Origin of the sequence: Croceibacterium soli (assembly GCF_009828065.1) — a bacterium.
In the GTDB taxonomy this organism is placed as follows: Bacteria; Pseudomonadota; Alphaproteobacteria; order Sphingomonadales; family Sphingomonadaceae; genus Croceibacterium_B; species Croceibacterium_B soli.
The window spans coordinates 61,645-77,839 of sequence record NZ_WTYK01000002.1 but is presented as its reverse complement, the minus strand read 5'-3'; the positions used below and the strand labels follow the sequence as shown (position 1 = coordinate 77,839).

At 68.1% G+C, this 16,195-nt stretch carries 13 protein-coding genes; all 13 read left to right on the top strand.

Annotated elements, in window-relative coordinates; genetic code table 11:
* Nucleotides 1-450: 450 nt before the first annotated feature.
* On the top strand, nucleotides 451-1,416 hold the full coding sequence (locus tag GRI75_RS03575; protein WP_202389580.1) for a sigma-54 interaction domain-containing protein: 966 nt from the start codon (nucleotides 451-453) through the stop codon (nucleotides 1,414-1,416).
* Nucleotides 1,417-1,571: 155 nt separating this feature from the next.
* Complete coding sequence (locus GRI75_RS03570) at nucleotides 1,572-2,012, top strand: DUF3467 domain-containing protein (RefSeq protein ID WP_160745596.1); 441 nt, start codon at nucleotides 1,572-1,574, stop codon at nucleotides 2,010-2,012.
* 5 nt (nucleotides 2,013-2,017) lie between these two features.
* Nucleotides 2,018-4,705: a papain-like cysteine protease family protein gene (locus tag GRI75_RS03565; RefSeq protein WP_160745595.1), complete on the top strand. Its 2,688-nt coding sequence runs from the start codon at nucleotides 2,018-2,020 to the stop codon at nucleotides 4,703-4,705.
* A gap of 83 nt (nucleotides 4,706-4,788) precedes the next feature.
* Nucleotides 4,789-5,835, top strand: coding sequence for a hypothetical protein (locus GRI75_RS14410; RefSeq protein ID WP_202389579.1), 1,047 nt, complete (start codon nucleotides 4,789-4,791; stop codon nucleotides 5,833-5,835).
* A complete protein-coding gene (locus GRI75_RS03555; protein WP_160745594.1) occupies nucleotides 5,832-6,101 on the top strand; it encodes a hypothetical protein in 270 nt (89 codons plus the stop codon). Before GRI75_RS14410 ends, GRI75_RS03555 begins: the two co-directional genes overlap by 4 nt.
* Complete coding sequence (locus GRI75_RS03550) at nucleotides 6,098-6,919, top strand: hypothetical protein (protein ID WP_160745593.1); 822 nt, start codon at nucleotides 6,098-6,100, stop codon at nucleotides 6,917-6,919. Before GRI75_RS03555 ends, GRI75_RS03550 begins: the two co-directional genes overlap by 4 nt.
* The gene (locus GRI75_RS03545; protein WP_160745592.1) at nucleotides 6,916-8,379 is read left to right on the top strand and encodes a S8 family peptidase; all 1,464 of its coding nucleotides are present in this window, start codon (nucleotides 6,916-6,918) and stop codon (nucleotides 8,377-8,379) included. The genes GRI75_RS03550 and GRI75_RS03545 overlap by 4 nt, the downstream gene beginning before the upstream one ends.
* A 70-nt stretch (nucleotides 8,380-8,449) precedes the next feature.
* On the top strand, nucleotides 8,450-10,234 hold the full coding sequence (locus GRI75_RS03540) for a hypothetical protein (RefSeq protein ID WP_160745591.1): 1,785 nt from the start codon (nucleotides 8,450-8,452) through the stop codon (nucleotides 10,232-10,234).
* A gap of 26 nt (nucleotides 10,235-10,260) precedes the next feature.
* A complete protein-coding gene (locus tag GRI75_RS03535) occupies nucleotides 10,261-11,307 on the top strand; it encodes a hypothetical protein (protein WP_160745590.1) in 1,047 nt (348 codons plus the stop codon).
* A 35-nt stretch (nucleotides 11,308-11,342) separates the two neighbouring features.
* A complete protein-coding gene (locus GRI75_RS03530; RefSeq protein WP_160745589.1) occupies nucleotides 11,343-12,653 on the top strand; it encodes a hypothetical protein in 1,311 nt (436 codons plus the stop codon).
* 3 nt (nucleotides 12,654-12,656) lie between these two features.
* A complete protein-coding gene (locus GRI75_RS03525; protein ID WP_160745588.1) occupies nucleotides 12,657-13,907 on the top strand; it encodes a hypothetical protein in 1,251 nt (416 codons plus the stop codon).
* Nucleotides 13,904-14,851 (top strand): hypothetical protein, encoded by a 948-nt coding sequence (locus GRI75_RS03520; RefSeq protein WP_160745587.1) that lies wholly within the window; start codon nucleotides 13,904-13,906, stop codon nucleotides 14,849-14,851. The genes GRI75_RS03525 and GRI75_RS03520 overlap by 4 nt, the downstream gene beginning before the upstream one ends.
* Nucleotides 14,852-14,854: 3 nt before the next feature.
* Entirely contained in the window at nucleotides 14,855-16,186 is a 1,332-nt protein-coding gene (locus GRI75_RS03515; protein ID WP_160745586.1) for a hypothetical protein, read from the top strand.
* The last annotated feature ends 9 nt before the right edge of the window (nucleotides 16,187-16,195 follow it).

The following is a 16,195-nucleotide window of genomic DNA, read 5'->3' as shown; positions in this document are numbered from 1 at the left end:
TCGCGCTAACTTGGCAAAGTTGCGCCCACTCACACGCCAACGGAAACTTCCCAACTGCACCAGGGTGGCAGTTATGGAGACATGTGCAACAATCTCGCGTCGGCGGTCAGCGGCGTAGACGGAAGCGTCATAGCTCGCCAGCCGCTTCTCCCTTTCGGCAAGCACAGTTCCTCCATCTCTCCCGACGAACGCAAAGAGTGACCGACGAAACGCCCGCCGTATTAACTATATCCCTTATGAATTGGGCGTTCCCGAGAGGAATGGTTGGATGAACTGTGCCTGGTCTACGGTGAGGCGATGCTGGACGAATCGTAGAATTCGACATAGACATTTACCTGGAGACGATCCTCGAACCTGGTCGGGACATTTGCATGCCGCGGCTCGTGGCCATGCACCACAAGACGCATCATTGACGGACGTATCGTTGACAGACGCAGGGGGGAGACTCCTTTGCAAGGCGCTGCCGAGATCTTGGGAAGGAGCGAGGCGATCTTCGCCTTGCGAGGCGACTTACCCAAGATCGCCAGGTCCGATGCGCCGACCCTGATCACCGGCGAGACGGGCACCGGCAAGGAACATTTCGCCCGCTCGATCCACCAGCAGAGCCGCCGCAGCGCCGAGCCTTTCGTCGCGATCAACTGCGCCGCCATTCCCGATACGCTGTTCGAAAGCGAGCTGTTCGGCTTCGAGCGCGGCAGCTTCACCGGTGCCGTCGCGGCGCGGGCCGGCAAGGCCAAGCTGGCCGACGGCGGGACCTTGTTCCTCGACGAGCTCGGCGATCTCTCGCTCTACAACCAGACCAAGCTGCTGCGCCTGCTCGAGGAGAAGGAAGCCTATCCCATCGGCGCGACCCGGCCGGAGAAATACGACCTGCGCATCATCGCCGCCACCAACGTCGATGTCGAGGACGCGGTTGCCGAAGGGCGCTTCCGCAGCGATCTCTATTACCGCATCAACGTGGCGCGGATCGACATACCGCCGCTCGCCGACCGACCGGAGGACATCGGGCTGTACATCGATCACTTCATCGAACGCTTCAACCGCGATCGGCACACGACCGTCAGTGGCCTCGACCCCGATCTGTTCGGGCTGCTCCTCCACTACGACTGGCCCGGCAACATCCGCGAAATCCGCAACTTCGTCGAAGCGGTGTTCATCGACCCTCCCGCGGGGCCGATCACCATGCGCAACATCCCCAACGCATTCGCCCACCTGCGCCGATCCTACTCGCACGCCGATCCGGGCGAGTGCGAGCGGATGCTCGCGGCGCTCGAGCAGACGAACTGGAACAAGGCCCAGGCGGCGAAGACGCTGCACTGGTCGCGCATGACGCTGTACCGCAAGATGACGAAGTACAACCTCGCGCAGAGCGCCACGCCCGTGCACCGCCGCGCAGGACGGAGCGAGGACGTGTAACACATACGCACCGTCCCGTTCGGCGCGCGAGTGTAACATGTTACATCGGCAGCGCCGGTCCATTTCACCCAAACTCCGGAAAATTCGAGACAATCTTCGAGTGGCACGCATCCTGCTGAAGGTCTGGCGACAGCGGCAGACGACGAGGCAGGACAGTGGCCCAACCGAGCACCAGCGAGGACGTCGGCGTCAGGCGGGCTGGGCATGCATCGCTCTATGTCAACTACTTCGAAGTCGCGCATAACCCTTACGAGTTCCTGATCGAACTGGGGCAGTTTCGCCCATCGGGACAACCCAACGGCGGCGATCTGTCGATCCATACGCCGGTCGCGATCTCCCCGCCTTACGCCAAGATGCTGTCCGAGCTGCTGGCCCAGGCCGTGGCCGAGCACGAGGCCGAGCACGGGCCGATCGCGGCGATCGGAGAGCACGGTGCGGCTTTCGACATCGTGCTCCGGTCGCTCCCCGAGGAGTTCGAGCAGCGCGCCCGCGAACTGCGCGAGCTGTCCCGCAAAGGCGCCGGCAACGGCGGCGCCGATCCGCGCGCGCCGGCCGCGACCCCCCGCCGCACATCCCATCCCAAGAGAGACAGGTGAGACCCATGACCGCGCAAATTCGCCCCAATCGCATGCAGGTAAACGACCGCTTTCCCATGCTGGGGTTCGCGGTGCGAACCGCCCAGCCTGAGGTCCAGGCCGAAGTCGTGCTGGCGACCGCCATCGACCTGTTCCGGCCCGAGAACCGCGCCCGCCGTACGGCCGCGAACTTCTATTCGAGCCGCGAGCACGGGCTGCTCTCGGTCCCGCGCGGGGAGGGCGTTTTCGTGGTACCGCCGGAGGTGCTCGCGCGCTTCATCGGCCAGGACAAGCTGTTCTTCGCCCTGGCCACCGGGCGTGCCGATCAGGGCGGGCTGAAAGTCGACGCAGCGCCGCGCGAGGGCAGCCCATACGTATCGCTGAGCGGCTTCACCGGCCGCACTTTGCGCCGCAGCTTCGCGCCTGCCCGAAGCGCCGGTCCGCCGCTGATGGAATGGACCGGCGACGCGGCGCAGCCGGGTAGCGAGCCCGCGCGCACCGCCCAGCCGGTGACGGCCAACGGATCGGGCACTGCTCCCCAGCCTGCCGGCCCCGCCGAGTACAACGACGGGTTCGGCGAGCTGCCCGAGCTGCCCGCGCGCCAGGCGGCGTTCCAGGAGCGCCCCCAGGCCGCCGGAGACGAGCCCGCCGATGCACGGGCGGTCATGCCGGACCTGCCGGGCAGCGCTCGCCAGCGCGCCGCGCGGATCGGCGGAGCTTTCGCCCAGCGCATCCACGAGGCGCTCGGCCTCGGACTTCCGGAAGCTTCGGTGGTGCCGCTGCTCGACACGCTCGAGCCTTCGCAGCGGCCGGTTTCGTCCGGCGACGACCTGTTCGCCACGCCGCAGGCCCGCGCGCAGGAGGTAAGCTCCAGCATCCACTGGCCCGACGTGCAGCTGGTCAACCAGCCCACCGACATGAGCTGCTGGGCGACGACCATCGCCATGCTCGTCGGCTGGCACGATCAGGTCAGCATCGCCCCGCAGACCATTGCGGAGCAGGCCGGCAAGAGCATCGACAAAGGACTGGCCTGGAGCGAGCACCGCGCGGTCGCGCAGCGGCTCGGCCTGAACCCGATCCCGCCGCAGTGCTATACCGCGGAAGGGCTTTACGACCTGCTCGAGAGCGATGGCCCGCTTTACGTCAGCAAGATGGCCAGCGCCGCCAACCTGTCCGGGCACGCGGTGCTCGTGGTGGGGATGTACCAGGACGGTGGGCAGTGGTTCGTGCGCATCGCCGATCCATGGGACCGCAGCGTCGGCACGCCGGGCACGCCAGGCTCATACCAGTCCACCCACAACACCGGCAGCCGCTACATCCTGCGCTTCGAGGATTTCGAAAGCGAGTACGAGCTGCAGGCGGCTCGCGACAGCAGTGTCGGCGAGGCCAACGTGCAGATGTTCTCGCTCGGCGTGCCGGCGGGGCGCCAGCCGGACCGCAGCGGCAATCCTCCCGCGGGCTTCGCCATGGCGGCCGGGATGGGCGTCGGCAGCCGGTGGTCGATCCAATGGGACGAGGTCCAGCTGACCCCGCAACCGACCGACAACGGCTGCTGGGCGACCACGCTGTCGATGCTGATCGGCTGGCGCGACCAGGTGAGCATCGCCCCGGAAACGATCGCACAGCAGTGCGGCAAAGACATCGCCAACGGCCTGCCCTGGGCGGAACGCCAGGCGGCCGCCGACGCGCTCGGCCTGACGGCCCATCCGCCGCAATGCTACCTGCCGGAGGGCTTCAAGGCCCTGATCGAGCACCACGGCCCGCTCTACGTCGGAAAGATGGCGAGCGCGACGAACCTGTCCGGCCACGCTGTCCTGGTCGTGGGCATGTACTACGACGGCGCCAACCACTTCGTGCGCATCGCCGATCCCTGGGACCGCCCGGTCGGCACGCCCGGCAGCCCGGGTGGCTATGCTCCCACGCACGACACCGGCAGCCGCTACATCATGAAGTACGAGGACTTCCAGGCCGAGTACGAAATGGCTGCGGCGGGCAATCCGGCCTACGTCCAGATCCTCAGCGGCGGGGTGCCCGTGGGGCGCAGCATCAACCGCAGCACCGCGGCGCCGGCGGGCTATGCGATGGCCGCGGGCGAGCGCCGCGCGCCGCCGCCGCCGGCTCCGGTTAGGCGCGGGCAGGGCTTCGATGTCGGTGCGGCGGCGACGATCGCCGGCACCGCGATCGAGGTCATCAGCGCCAATTCAGGCGACATCGCCACGCACCTTTCGAACTGGTCCGGGGTCAAGCACCCGGGCGACCGCGCGCCTGCGAGGCAGGCACCGTTCCACGAAGGCACGGTGACCCTGCGCGACTGGCCGCTGGTCGGCGGGACCTTCGGCATCGACGACATTTATTGCTGGCTGCAGATCCGCTGGCAGTACAACGGCACCTCGCTCGGCCGCATCTACATCGAGGACATCGGGCACGACGACGCCGCCGGATGGGGCCTGACCGTCACCGCCACGATCGAGGACGACTCGCGGCTCTACGCACGCAGCTCGCAGGCGCGGGCGCCCGGTCCGGCGCAAGTCCCGGCGCTGCACATCAATATCCAGTACGTGTTCGACGAGGTCATCGCCGACGACCAGATCGCCAACACACGGGTCACGCTCTATGCCGACGGCACTTATGACGTGACCAGCCGGTGGGTGCAGCATTCGCGGCCGGGCGGGGGCGACCCCACCATGGTGGTCCGCCCGTTCGAACACGCCTGATGCCGATGCGCGGCGATCTCCCTCCACCGCCGCCGGCGAGCGGGCGCCGGGCCAGCCCCGGCGCCGCCGCCACGTCGCGAGGCATGGCCGGCAGCTCCTTCTGGGGCGGGGGCGGTTCGGCACCGCCGGCGGACGAAGACGCGTTCGCGGACGAGCCCGCTCCGACCGCCGGCGGCAGCGCCAAGCAGCCGGCGACCGAGACCATCGGCCGGCGCGCCGGCTCGCTGTCGGACGAGCTCGATTTCCCCGAGTTCGTCGCCTCGCTGATCCACGGCACGTGGGACGCGATGGTCGATTCCTCGATCCGCCAGATGGACGCCTTCGCGGACCTCGTGGCGGCGATCTCCAAGCCGGTCGAGCAGTTTCGCGACGAGAACATCACCATCAACCAGGCGCGCGACTGGCTGGCGGCGCAGCATCCGGGCGATCTCGAGCTCTCCTCGCAGGGCGGCAGCTTCGCGCTGGTCCCGCGCGGCGGGGTGGACGAGTTCGGCTCTGGCCCGGAGGCCGACTGGCTCACCGACTACGGCCTGGACGGCCAGCCGCTCAGCCCGGAACTGATCGAAGAGCAACTGATCCCCATCGCGCGCGACCGCATGGCGCGGGACAGGATGCAGACGCTGGCGACGCTGGTCATGCTCGGCATGCAGCGGATCAAGGTCGACGACGGGTCGATCACTGCCAGGCTGCGCTTCCGCGCCGCCGCGGCCGATCGGGCAGCGGTCGACTACGCGGTCAGCGACGATCCCGGCAGCGCCTCCTCGTCGGCCGGCAGCTGGTCGACCCGGGGCAGCACGGCTTATGCCGCGCCGGTCACCAAAGTCTCGACCGTCGGCGTCAACGCCCAGACCGACAGCTCGCTCAACGCCGAACTGTTCGGAGAGGTGAAGATCAACTTCTCCAGCGAGACCCTGCCGCTCGAGCGGTTCGTCGACGAGGCCCAGCGAGTCCTGCTCGAACGCGCGGCCCGCCCAGCCGTGGCGAGCGCTGTGCGAAAGGCGCCGCAGACAGCAGCTCTGCCGGCTGCGGCGCAGCCCGTTGCCGAAGCCGCTCCAGCCCCGGCTCCTGCCCCGGCTGCGGCGCCGGTCCCCGCGCCTGCGCCGGCTCCGCCGCAAGGAGCGCCGGCATGAGCGCGCCGCGCCGCCCGCTCGACGAGATGCTCAGCGAGCTTGTCGCCGGACTCGATTGGGCCGGCGAGCGCGGGGCGCGGGCTTTCGCCGCGACCGGCATCACTCCCAGCTCGATCGAGTTCGACCTGCCGGTGGAAGCGTGCCTGGAGCAGCGCGAGGGGCAATGGGTGGTCTTGGCCGACAGCCCGCGTACGCGGCTGCGGACGGCCTTCGACCTGCCGGCCAGCCGCCTCACCGCCAGGATCGTGGTGGAGGGCGGCGCATGAGAACCGGTCCCGCCTCGATCGTCGCGCTGGAGGACTTCATCCAGGCCGTTCAGTCGCAGCTCGACACGGCCCAGGCGCGGATGACGCTCAAGGCCCAGAACGACAGCCTGGCGCTGACTTTCGCGATCAGGGACATCACGATGGACCTGAAGGCGCACGTCGAGATGCGCGATGGGCAGGTCCACATCAAGCCGGCCGGATCGGGCGACACCGAAGCCAGCGTGCTGCATCTTGTGTTCACCGCGATCACCAAGCCGATGATCGAGGAGAACGCAATCCAGCTGGCGGTCGACACCAAGGACGACACGCTGCTCACCGAAATGACCGACGAGCTCAGCGAGGAGGAGATCCGCAGGCTCGAGCGGATCGGCGTGCGCACCGTGTCCAAGCTCAACGAGATGCGCCAGCAGGGTCTGGGCCGGTCCGTCGGCCGGATCACCAACCTGCCGATCGACAAGCTCGAACGGGTTCTCTCGCGGGCCACCCGGCCGATGATCAACGATGTCCGGATCGACGGCGAACGCCAGGGCAACAGCGTGCGGCGCCAGCTGCGCGTGCGCGGCCGCAACCTGCTGCGCGACGGCAGCCCGCCGCGCGCGATGATCGACGGACGGCCGGTCGGTATTGTCCAGGCCACCGATACCGAGATCGTCCTAGCCCCGCGCGATGGGCAGCTCGCGGGGCAGATGAGCCTGGCGCACGACGACGTGGCGAGTTCGGAGGTCTGGTTCGATCTCAGCGAGGAACCGCTGCCTCCGCCGGTCCCCGGTGCCGGGCTCGACGAGCGCATGGCGCCCTATCCGGAGCGCTTCCAATGACCCGGATCGCACGCATCGCCCAGCCGTGGAACCACTACACCGGCGCGTATGCCGCACCCACGAGCCTGCTGGTGCGGCTCAAGCTGGGCGAGGTTCCCGACCATATCCCGACGGCGATGGATGTTCGCCAAGGCGCCAGGACCCGCGCGGAACGGACAGGCCACGGCGCGGTCGACCGGGTTTCCGGGGCGTTCGGCGGATCCGTGCGGGTCTCGCGGTTGCATTCCGCCGCGGCCGCCCTGGGGCGCCCGGGCGCGCGCAACAAGGGCTATTCCGACCTCGAGGTGCTGACCGGCATTTCGCGCATGCTGCGCCTCGATGTGGAGCCCGGGACCCATGTGGGTTCGATGGCGATCTCCCTGCGCCAGCTCGACGTCGTCGAGAGCGTCACGCCCAATTACATCGTCGCGGTCGGCCTCGACCGCTACGAGCCGGCGTTCGGCGGCTTGGGCGGCGACGACGAGGAAGACGACGACGGCTGGGCTCCGCGCGAGATGATCGGGGCGCAGCGTGCGCTGGCCCACGAACCGGGCGACCCGGCGGTGATCGTCGGCGTGGTCGACAGCGGCGTAAACCCGGCGCACGAGGAGTTCGGCTGGCGCCTGCGCAGCGGCTTCGACACGGTCCAGCTGGGCCATGGCGAGATGGCCGGCGGGATCGCCCTGCTCGGCGACAACGCAGGCGCCGACGTCGACCCGTCCGATCGCTTCGTTGGTCACGGCTCCGGCTGTGCGGCGATCATCGGCGCGGCGGGCGAACGCATGCCGCCCGGACTTGCGGGCGATTGCCAGATCCTGCCGATCCGCTCGCTCGGCGCGGCCCTGTTCCCCGGCAAGCAGCAGGCGGTGGGGGTCGGCTCGGTCAGCGATCTCGACATCGGCATGGTTATGGCGGTCCAACTCGGCGCCAAAGTGGTCAACCTCAGCTTCGGCACGGACGACGAGGCCATCGAACCGGGTGCGCCAAAACCGCATGCCGAGGCCGTGGCCTATGCCACCGCGAGGGGCTGCACCCTGGTGGCGGCAGCAGGCAACAGCGGCGACGCGCGCACGTACTGGCCGGCCGCGTGTCCGGAGGTGATCGCGGTCGGCTCGGTCGGGCTCGACGCCGCGGCCAGCGGTTTCAGCACCAGCGGGGATCACGTGGCCCTTTGCGCGCCGGGAGAACGCATCCGCACTGCTGCGGTGGACGGATATCAGCGCGCCACGGGCACCAGCTTCGCCGCTCCATTCGCGGCCGCCGCCGCGGCGCTGCTCCATTCGCGGGCCCAGCGCCGCAGCGCGGCTCTCGCTCCCGAAACGGTCAAGCAGCTGCTGATCGAGAGCGCCCGTCCTCACCGCCCCGACACTCCGGAGGGCAACGGCGCGGGCATCCTCGATGCCGCCCGCGCGCTCGCCCTGCTGGACCAGGCGCTCGACGCCGATCCCAGCACCGAATTCGGAGGACCGGACGATGGTTAGCTGATCCTCGCCCATTCACGCCCAGGGAACTGGATTAAAGACCTGTTTTTACGAGTGAAAGGAATTCACAATGGCCACCAAAGCAAACACTCCGGCCGGCGGATCGGAGGGCCCGAACATCCCGAACAAGACCCGGTTCGTCGACCTGGTCGAAAACGAGAAGAACGCCATCCACAATGCCGAGCGCCTGCTCGGCGAGCTCAATGCGCGCAAGAGGCGCGTCGAGAAGCTGGGGGAGGCCGACGCCAACGAGCACGAGCGGCTGACCGAGCTCCTGGCCCTGAAGGACAAGCAGGGCCCGTGGATCCGCTTCGACCCGCTGTTCGTGGCCCTGCGCGAGGCGCTCGGCCGCAACGACGGCAATCTCGCGCCGGTGCGGATCTTCCACGAGAGTGGCGCGATCCTGTTCGACCCGCGCCTCCCCAGCGAGGATGAGCACAATCGCCAGGTGGTACGCACCAGCCTGCTCTACGGCCTGCTCTCCGCCGGCAAGGCGGCGGTTCCGCCCGTAGTTGCGGACGGCGACCGGACGCGGCCCGATACCATGCATCCCAAGTGGGCCGGCTTCCTGTCCGCGTTCTACCAGTCGCTCGGCACGATCGCGGGCCAGATGGGCCTGGCGCAGAAGGTCCTGTCGATCATCATCAACGACGTGCGGATCAACAGCCGCCAGGTGGCGGAGGTCTACGCCGCCAAGTTCGCCGAGACGATGAGGGTCCTTATCGAGAAGCAGGTCCGCGAGAACGATCCGCAGCTCAAGCCGATGGTCGACCAGGTCATCGACCGCGTCAGCGACTTCTCGGCCTCCGAGGAGGAACGGCCGTGGCACGAGGTGGCGATCGACTTGCCGGATCTCAATTCGTGGGCGGACAACAACGTCGTCGCGGAAAACGTCTACCTGATGGGGCCGATGATCTTCGCCTCGATGTTCGAGGAGCTAAAGGCCTTCCAAGTGGTCGACAAGCTGATCGAGCTTTCGCAGCGCGGGCATATCTCGCTGCCGCGGGGGAAGGCCGGAACGCAGCTTTACGAATACTGGCGACAGGCCCCGAACCGGATGAGCGAAGTCGAACGGCAGACGTTCTACGCGATGACGCTCGGCATGCCGACCGGGCAGCCCGGCGCGCAGGTCAACACCGACTTCCAGGACTTGTGGCTGCGCTTCGTCTCGTCGGTCTCCTCGCTGGTCCGCGAGAACCGCGTGGACCAGCTCATCCGCTCCAGCCTGCCGGTTTCGGTCAACCAGCAGCAGGTCAAGAAGTCGGCCCGCGACCTTGTCGCCAACATGTCGCTCTATGGCTACGGCATGGCCTATTACGCGGCGATCGACCTGCAGAAGCAGATCAACGAGATGATCCAGCTGCTGTCGGACCCGGACGTAAAGTCGAGCTTCGGCGCGCGCGACATGTGGGGCGTGATCGATCAGATCGCGCAAGTCGAACTGGGCGGGGCGCGCAACTCGAGCAAGTACCGTACCCTTGCTACAAGCGGCGCCATAATCACCCGCTGGCTGGGCGACAACCTGGACCGGCTGCGCGATCCGACGCTCCCGGTGCTCGAGCTGAAAGCGATCGAGAACCCACCGGCGCGGCTGCTCGGCCAGAGCGCCACCTCGCATCCGACCGACTACGACCTGATCAATGCCTGCGAGCTGTGGCTGGCGGATTCCGCACTCGACGACATGCGCGTGGAGCAGCTCAGCCAGCCGCGCGAGTCCCCGCAGCAGCCGAGCCGGCCGATCCAGATGCCTTCGATCGCCCGCGACCTGCTGGAGGGAACTGGGCTCGGCCTCGGCATGAGCTACCAGCCGCAGGCGACCAACGGCCACGATCGGTCCGCTTACGCCGGCTACTGAACAGCCGGGGGTGATGGAGAACGACAATGTACAGCAAACCGATGTCCACCCTCGTGAAGTCGCGGCTGATGACCGCCGCTACCCGGCTGCGCACCGCGGATCCTAACCGCTTCGTCGGCCCGATGCTGGAAGACAGCTTCCGCGATCCGTATGGAGACCCGGCGTACGGCAACAACCCGGTCGAACCCGGCGCGGCGCCGCTGCGCTCCCAGTTCGCGGCGCGCCAGCCGCGCAACCTGTCGTTCGAACTCGAGCCGCTCGGCCCCCGCGCCAGCGGATCGGACCGCCGCGACTTCACCACCCACGCGATGCGCCGGCTGGTGAACGACAACTTCGGCAGCGAGGCGCTGCGATGGTACGATGGGGCCAGCGAAGGCTTCCGTTCGCACGGCCGCAGCCATTCCCTGAACTACGGCGCGATCTTCGGATCGAGCTTCGATGCCGGGGGGCTGCAGTCGGCATCGGTCAGCTACGAAGGCGGGGATTCCGCCGTCGCCCAGGTGAACCCGCGGCTCGCCATGCTGATCGGCAACGCCATGGCGGCGCTGCCCGGGATGCGGCCGGTGTTCACCACGCTCGTCGCCGGGCGAGACCATGGCGCGCAGTGGATGACGTTCCTGCTGACCAACAACTTGCGCCTCGCCGACCTCGAGCCGATGATGCAGGAACTCGACCTCGGCGGCCGGCTGGCGCCGATCATGCAGATCATCGGCGTGGCGCTGGGCGGGCGGTTCGATCTGCCGGGCGGTTCGACGCTGGTTTCGTTCGGCCGCGGTCCGCAAGGCGTCGAGATGGAGCTGCAGGTCATGCTGGACGCGGTCGGCGACGTCCCGCCCAACTTCCTGCAGTTGCTGACGATGAACTTGCGCGAACGCCCGTCGGAGCTGACCGCGCTCGAACGCTTTCTCGAGGCGTTCACGCCGGACGACCAGGTCTGGCCGGGGCGGTTCTCGATCCTCGGCATCCGCATCGGGCCGTCGGGCCCTGCGAAGATCAGCCTGTTCCTGCGGCCGGTCGAGTTCGAGATCTCGCCTTCGGCCGTCCGTATGCCAGCCCAGCCGGTCGCCGCCTGATGCGAGCGCGCCGCCGCTAATCCAAGGATCACGCCATGAACGCCCAAACCGCCATCGCCCGGGTCCCGGAGCAAGCCCGCGGCAGCGATCCCGCAGCCTCCGCAGTCGTGCCGCGCCCCGAAGTGCGCGCCAAAGTGCGCGAACTGCTCAACCAGTCCGAAGCTTTCGCGCAGCTCTCGCCGGCGCAGCAGCAGCAGGTCGCCCGCGATACCGCGCTGGTCGCCGATACTCTGGTCGGCCAGCAGCAAGCGGCCGACATGCGCAGCATGGCGATGAACGACCAGTTCAAGGAAGGGCAGAAGGCGGTCGAGGCGATCGGCGAGGACCCGTTCAGCGCCGCGGCGGTGGAGGAAGGTGCCCGTATAGGGGCCGAGTTCATCAAGCAGGTGAACTTCGTCGAGTTTGTCTCCGGCCTCATCGACGGCGTGTTCAACTCGATCGTGACCTCTTCGATCGAGCAGATGGAAGCTTACTCGAAGATGGTTGCGGACGTCTCCAAATCGCTCAACCAGTTCCGCGACGAGAATACCACCGACGATGAGGGCAAGGACCAGTTGATCGAGCAGTTTCCCGACGTCTTCGCCATGGGCATCGACGAATTCTCGGGCTCCAAGGAGCCCAAGCTGCGCGTGCGCGACGGGGTCGATCAGGACAGCGCGCTCGCCCGGGTCCAATCGACCCTTGGCGGCCTGGTCGAAGGCGGAATCGATTCCCTCGACGTCGCCGATCCGGAAGCCGAGGCGAAGCTGATCCAGGCGGCGCGCAGCCACATTGCCACCGCGCGCCAGCAGTTGCTCGCCACGATGGTCATGATGGGCCTGAACCGGATCGTCGTCACCAACGGCAAGATCCAGGCCAAGATCATGTACGACTTCAACGCCTCCAGCCAGCGGACCCTGTCGCGCTCGGCCCAGGCGCGGGACTATGCGCGCAAGGCGGACGGTTCGCTCGACCTGCTGTCGCAGAGCGAAGGCGAATACGACCGCGGCGGCAAGTACACGGGCGATTACGAGCGGGCCGCCGACGGCAGCTACAAGGGCAACTATGATTCCGACTACTACACGAAAGGCAAATACAAGTACGCGCAGAAGCCGGTGATGACCGCGATGTCGGTCGCCAGCGACATGCAGAACGAGGCTCTGACGGCCCGGGCCAGCTTGGCCGGCAATGTCGAGGTGAACTTCAAGTCGGACTACCTGCCGCTGGACAAGATGGCGACGCCCGAGATGATGGCCGCGATCCAGATGCGCTCCAAGCCGGTCGATCACAACAAGCCGATCTACAAGCCGGGCGCGGCGCCGCCCCCGCAGGGCGGACAAGCGCCGCAGCCGCAAGCAGGGCAGTAACCCGTGCCGGCCGCCGCCTCTCACCACGCTACCGCGGAACCGCCGCCCGCCGCCGCCTCCGCGGGCGGTCCAGGGCTGCCGGACGGGCTCAGCCCCGAGGCCGTCGACCGCGTGCGGCCGATGGTGCGCGACATGCTCACGCAAATCCCGGCCTATTCGGAAATGGAGCGCGCCGAGCAGCTCGCGCTCGCCAACAACATGGTCAAGCTGCTGGCCTATGTCGACGATCCCAACGGCGTGGTCAGCGACGCGATGGCGGACCCGATCGGCCGCGCCCAGGCGAAGCGCACCGCGCCGCTCGCCGCCGCGCAGGCCGATGCCAACGAGCAGACCCGCAAGAACCTCTCCAAGTCGCCGGGCTTCGCCGGCAAGGACTTCGAGGCCGGCGCGGCGCGCCAGGGTACCGACCAGTTCGTGCGCCTGGTCAACGAAGTCGATTTCCCGGCCTTCGTCGGCGGCCTGATCCAGAACGTCTTCGTCAGCATCGTGCACACCTCGATCGAGCAGATGCGCGCCTATGCCGAACTGGTGTCCAATGTGGCCAAGTCGGCCGAGGAATACATGAACGAGAACATCGGGGTGGGGCAGGGGCGCGATTATCTTGTCGAGCGCTTTCCCGACCTGCTCGACCTGGAAATCGACCAGGACGGCAATTCCCGGCTCCGCCAGAAGGATGCCGACAACGAGGGCGGGCTGACCGAAATCCAGCAGACGATGGGCATGCCCGGCCCGCCGGTCGAGGACCTCGGCGAAGAGGAGGAGGAGCTGCGCCTGGTCAATGCCGCGCGGCTGATGATGGCCAAGTCGCGCCAGCAGCTGCTCGCCTCGATGGTCATGCTGGGCATCAACCGGATCGTCGTCACCGACGGATCGATCACCGCCAAGGTAAAGTTCGACATGCGTTCGACCGATGTGGCGGAGCGTGACTACAAGGCTTCCGCCTATGACCGGCAGAGCCAGCGCAACAAGAACACCAGCTTCTTCGGCGGCAGCTTCCTCGGCTTCGGCGGCGGTTCGGTGAACGTCAACGAGCGCAGCCACGTCGCCACCGTCAAGACCTCGGTCGACGAATCGAGCGAGTCCAAGCTCGACCTGGCCGCCAAGATGCAGGGCGAAGTGCGGGTCAACTTCAAGTCCGACTACCTTCCGCTCGAGAAGATGGCGACGCCGGAAATGATTGGGGCGATCCAGGGCAACGCGGCGCCCACGCCGCGCCCGCCGGTCGCGCAGCAGCCTGCCGAGACCGGGCAATGACCCTGCTGGTCCACGCCTTTGCCGAGCAGGCCGGTGCGCAGAGCGCCGAAAGCGCGCTCAAGGATGCCGAACGGCTGCTCCTCTCGGCCGAGAGCCATGCGCTCATGCTGGCGGAGCTCGGCGGGATCGAGCTGCCGCCCGCCGCGCGCGCCGATCCGATCCAGCTGCGCGCGACCGCCAGCCTCTACCTGGCTTCGACGCTCGAGGCGGCGGGGCTGATCCAGGCCGCCGACGACTTCACGCGCATGGTCCGCAGCGGCATGGTGCGCGACCTCGGCGAGGCGACGCAACTCGTGATCGCTTTCTGGGAAGCGCGCAGCGAGCGTGCCAGCGAGGCCGAGCGTCTTGCCCTGTTCGGGCGGCTGTTCGGGGCGCCGGCCGGGCCGGTCGACGCTTCCGGCGGCATCAACGAGATGTTCGAGGAACTGCTGCTCGAGCTGTGCGACACGATCGTCAAGGCGGCCGACGGCCAGAGCCCGGCGCGCATGCGCATGGCCGCGGACCGCGTCGCGGAGAACATTGGCGAAGTCGCCAACGACATGCTGATGATGATGGCCCGCGACATCATCTCGAGCCTGTCGCAAGCGATCGCAATCCTCAATCATCCGGCAGTGCGGGCGGCGCTGACCGCGCGCACGATGTGGGACGCCGTTGCGGCGATCGATCGCCGCCTGCGCCGCCCGGTTCGCCCCACGCTCAGCCACTTGCGGCGCGGGCGCGCGGGCATGGTCGTGCTCGCCTGGCTCGCCGACCTGGTCGAACACGGCGACGGGCAAGGCACCAGGATCGACGGCGACGATCCGGTGCTCGGCGCCGCGCTCGACTGGGTCGACGAGACCATCGCCCTCATCCGCTCGGAAGAGGAAGCCCGGGCGAGCGACGCCGCGGGCAGGGCGCCCGGTCGCCCGCCCGACGTCGGTTCCTGGCACGATCTTGGACGCTAGGCAGTGCGCGCGGGTCTCGCTCCCGGCGTGCAGCTGGCCAGCCCGAGCCCGGAGACGCGCCACGAGGTCCGCCAGGCGCTGACGGCGGCTCCGCAATTCGCCGAGATCGACCCACCCACCCGGCGCGAGATCGCCCACTCGCTGGTGCGCATCGCCGAAGCGGCGAAGCTGCTCGAGCGTGATGCCGGCAAGCCGCCCCAGGCTGCGCGGGCGATGAACGCGGGCGACGAATTCTCCGGCACCGCCGTCGACCGCGTGGCGAGCACGACCCGCAACATCCTCCAGGCGATCTCCTTTCCACGCTTTGTGGCCGAGCTGATCAACGGGGTGTTCAAGGCGATCCTGGATACCAACCAGCAGCAGCTGCAGCAGTATTTCGAACTGATCCGCGGGGTCTCGCAATCGCTCGAGAGCTTCTCCTCGCTCGGCGGCAACGACGACGCGGCGCGGCGTTGGCTGGTCGAGCGCTTCCCCGGCAGCTACGCAATTGAAGGCGAGGGCGAGGCGCAGGACGATTTCCCGTCGATGGACGGGGACGAGGACCGCGACCCGCTGCGCCTGGTCTCGGTCGGCGCGCCGCCAAGCCCCGAGGCGCTGCGCGCCGCTTTGTCGCTCGAGGCGGACGCCGAAGTGCCGAGTGGCGGGGGCGAGGCGCTGGTGCCGTTCGTCAAGCGCGCCCTCGCGCGCAACCGGCAGGGCATGCTGGCGACGATGATCCAGATGGGCATGCAGCGGATCGTCATCGATTCGGGCAAGATCACAGCCGGAATGCGTTTCCACATCGATGCGACATCGGCCGCGCAGGACCGGCAGACTTCGGCCTTCGATACCCGCACCTCGGTGGCCGCCAGCGGCAGTGTCGGGTTCGGCTGGTGGAGCGCCTCGGCCAGCCTGAGCTCCACCATTGGTTATGTGCGGACCAGCGATACGACAACGAGCGAGGATCTGACCGCCAGCGCCGACCTCAACAGTTCGGTCGAGCTCAATTTCCGCACCGACCAGGTTCCGCTCGACCGCCTGGCGAGCCAGGCGACGCAGCAGCGGTTGACGCAGAACTCGCTCAATCCGAGCCGGGAAACCGAGCTGATGCTGCAGGCCGAACAGGCCCGCGAAGCCCGCTATCAGGCGCGCGACACGGCCAGGGCGGGCCGCACCGCGCCCACGCTCGCACCGTCGCAACCGGGGCTTGCAGCGCCCGCCGCGCCGGCTCTCGATCCCAACGTCATCGCCGCGCGCGCCGGCACATCGGGCGGAACTGCGCAAACGCCGACCCCGACGCCCACTCCGCCAGCGACGACTGCGCAGCCAACTCCCACCACCACCACTACGTCTTGAACAGCGCCT

Bases quoted from the DNA above. Each gene is read 5' to 3' on its own strand.
- GRI75_RS03565 (WP_160745595.1), top strand. From the start codon at position 2,018: ATGACCGCGCAAATTCGCCCCAATCGCATGCAGGTAAACGACCGCTTT.
- GRI75_RS14410 (WP_202389579.1), top strand. From the start codon at position 4,789: ATGGCCGGCAGCTCCTTCTGGGGCGGGGGCGGTTCGGCACCGCCGGCG.
- GRI75_RS03555 (WP_160745594.1), top strand. From the start codon at position 5,832: ATGAGCGCGCCGCGCCGCCCGCTCGACGAGATGCTCAGCGAGCTTGTC.
- GRI75_RS03550 (WP_160745593.1), top strand. From the start codon at position 6,098: ATGAGAACCGGTCCCGCCTCGATCGTCGCGCTGGAGGACTTCATCCAG.
- GRI75_RS03545 (WP_160745592.1), top strand. From the start codon at position 6,916: ATGACCCGGATCGCACGCATCGCCCAGCCGTGGAACCACTACACCGGC.
- GRI75_RS03540 (WP_160745591.1), top strand. From the start codon at position 8,450: ATGGCCACCAAAGCAAACACTCCGGCCGGCGGATCGGAGGGCCCGAAC.
- GRI75_RS03535 (WP_160745590.1), top strand. From the start codon at position 10,261: ATGTACAGCAAACCGATGTCCACCCTCGTGAAGTCGCGGCTGATGACC.
- GRI75_RS03530 (WP_160745589.1), top strand. From the start codon at position 11,343: ATGAACGCCCAAACCGCCATCGCCCGGGTCCCGGAGCAAGCCCGCGGC.
- GRI75_RS03520 (WP_160745587.1), top strand. From the start codon at position 13,904: ATGACCCTGCTGGTCCACGCCTTTGCCGAGCAGGCCGGTGCGCAGAGC.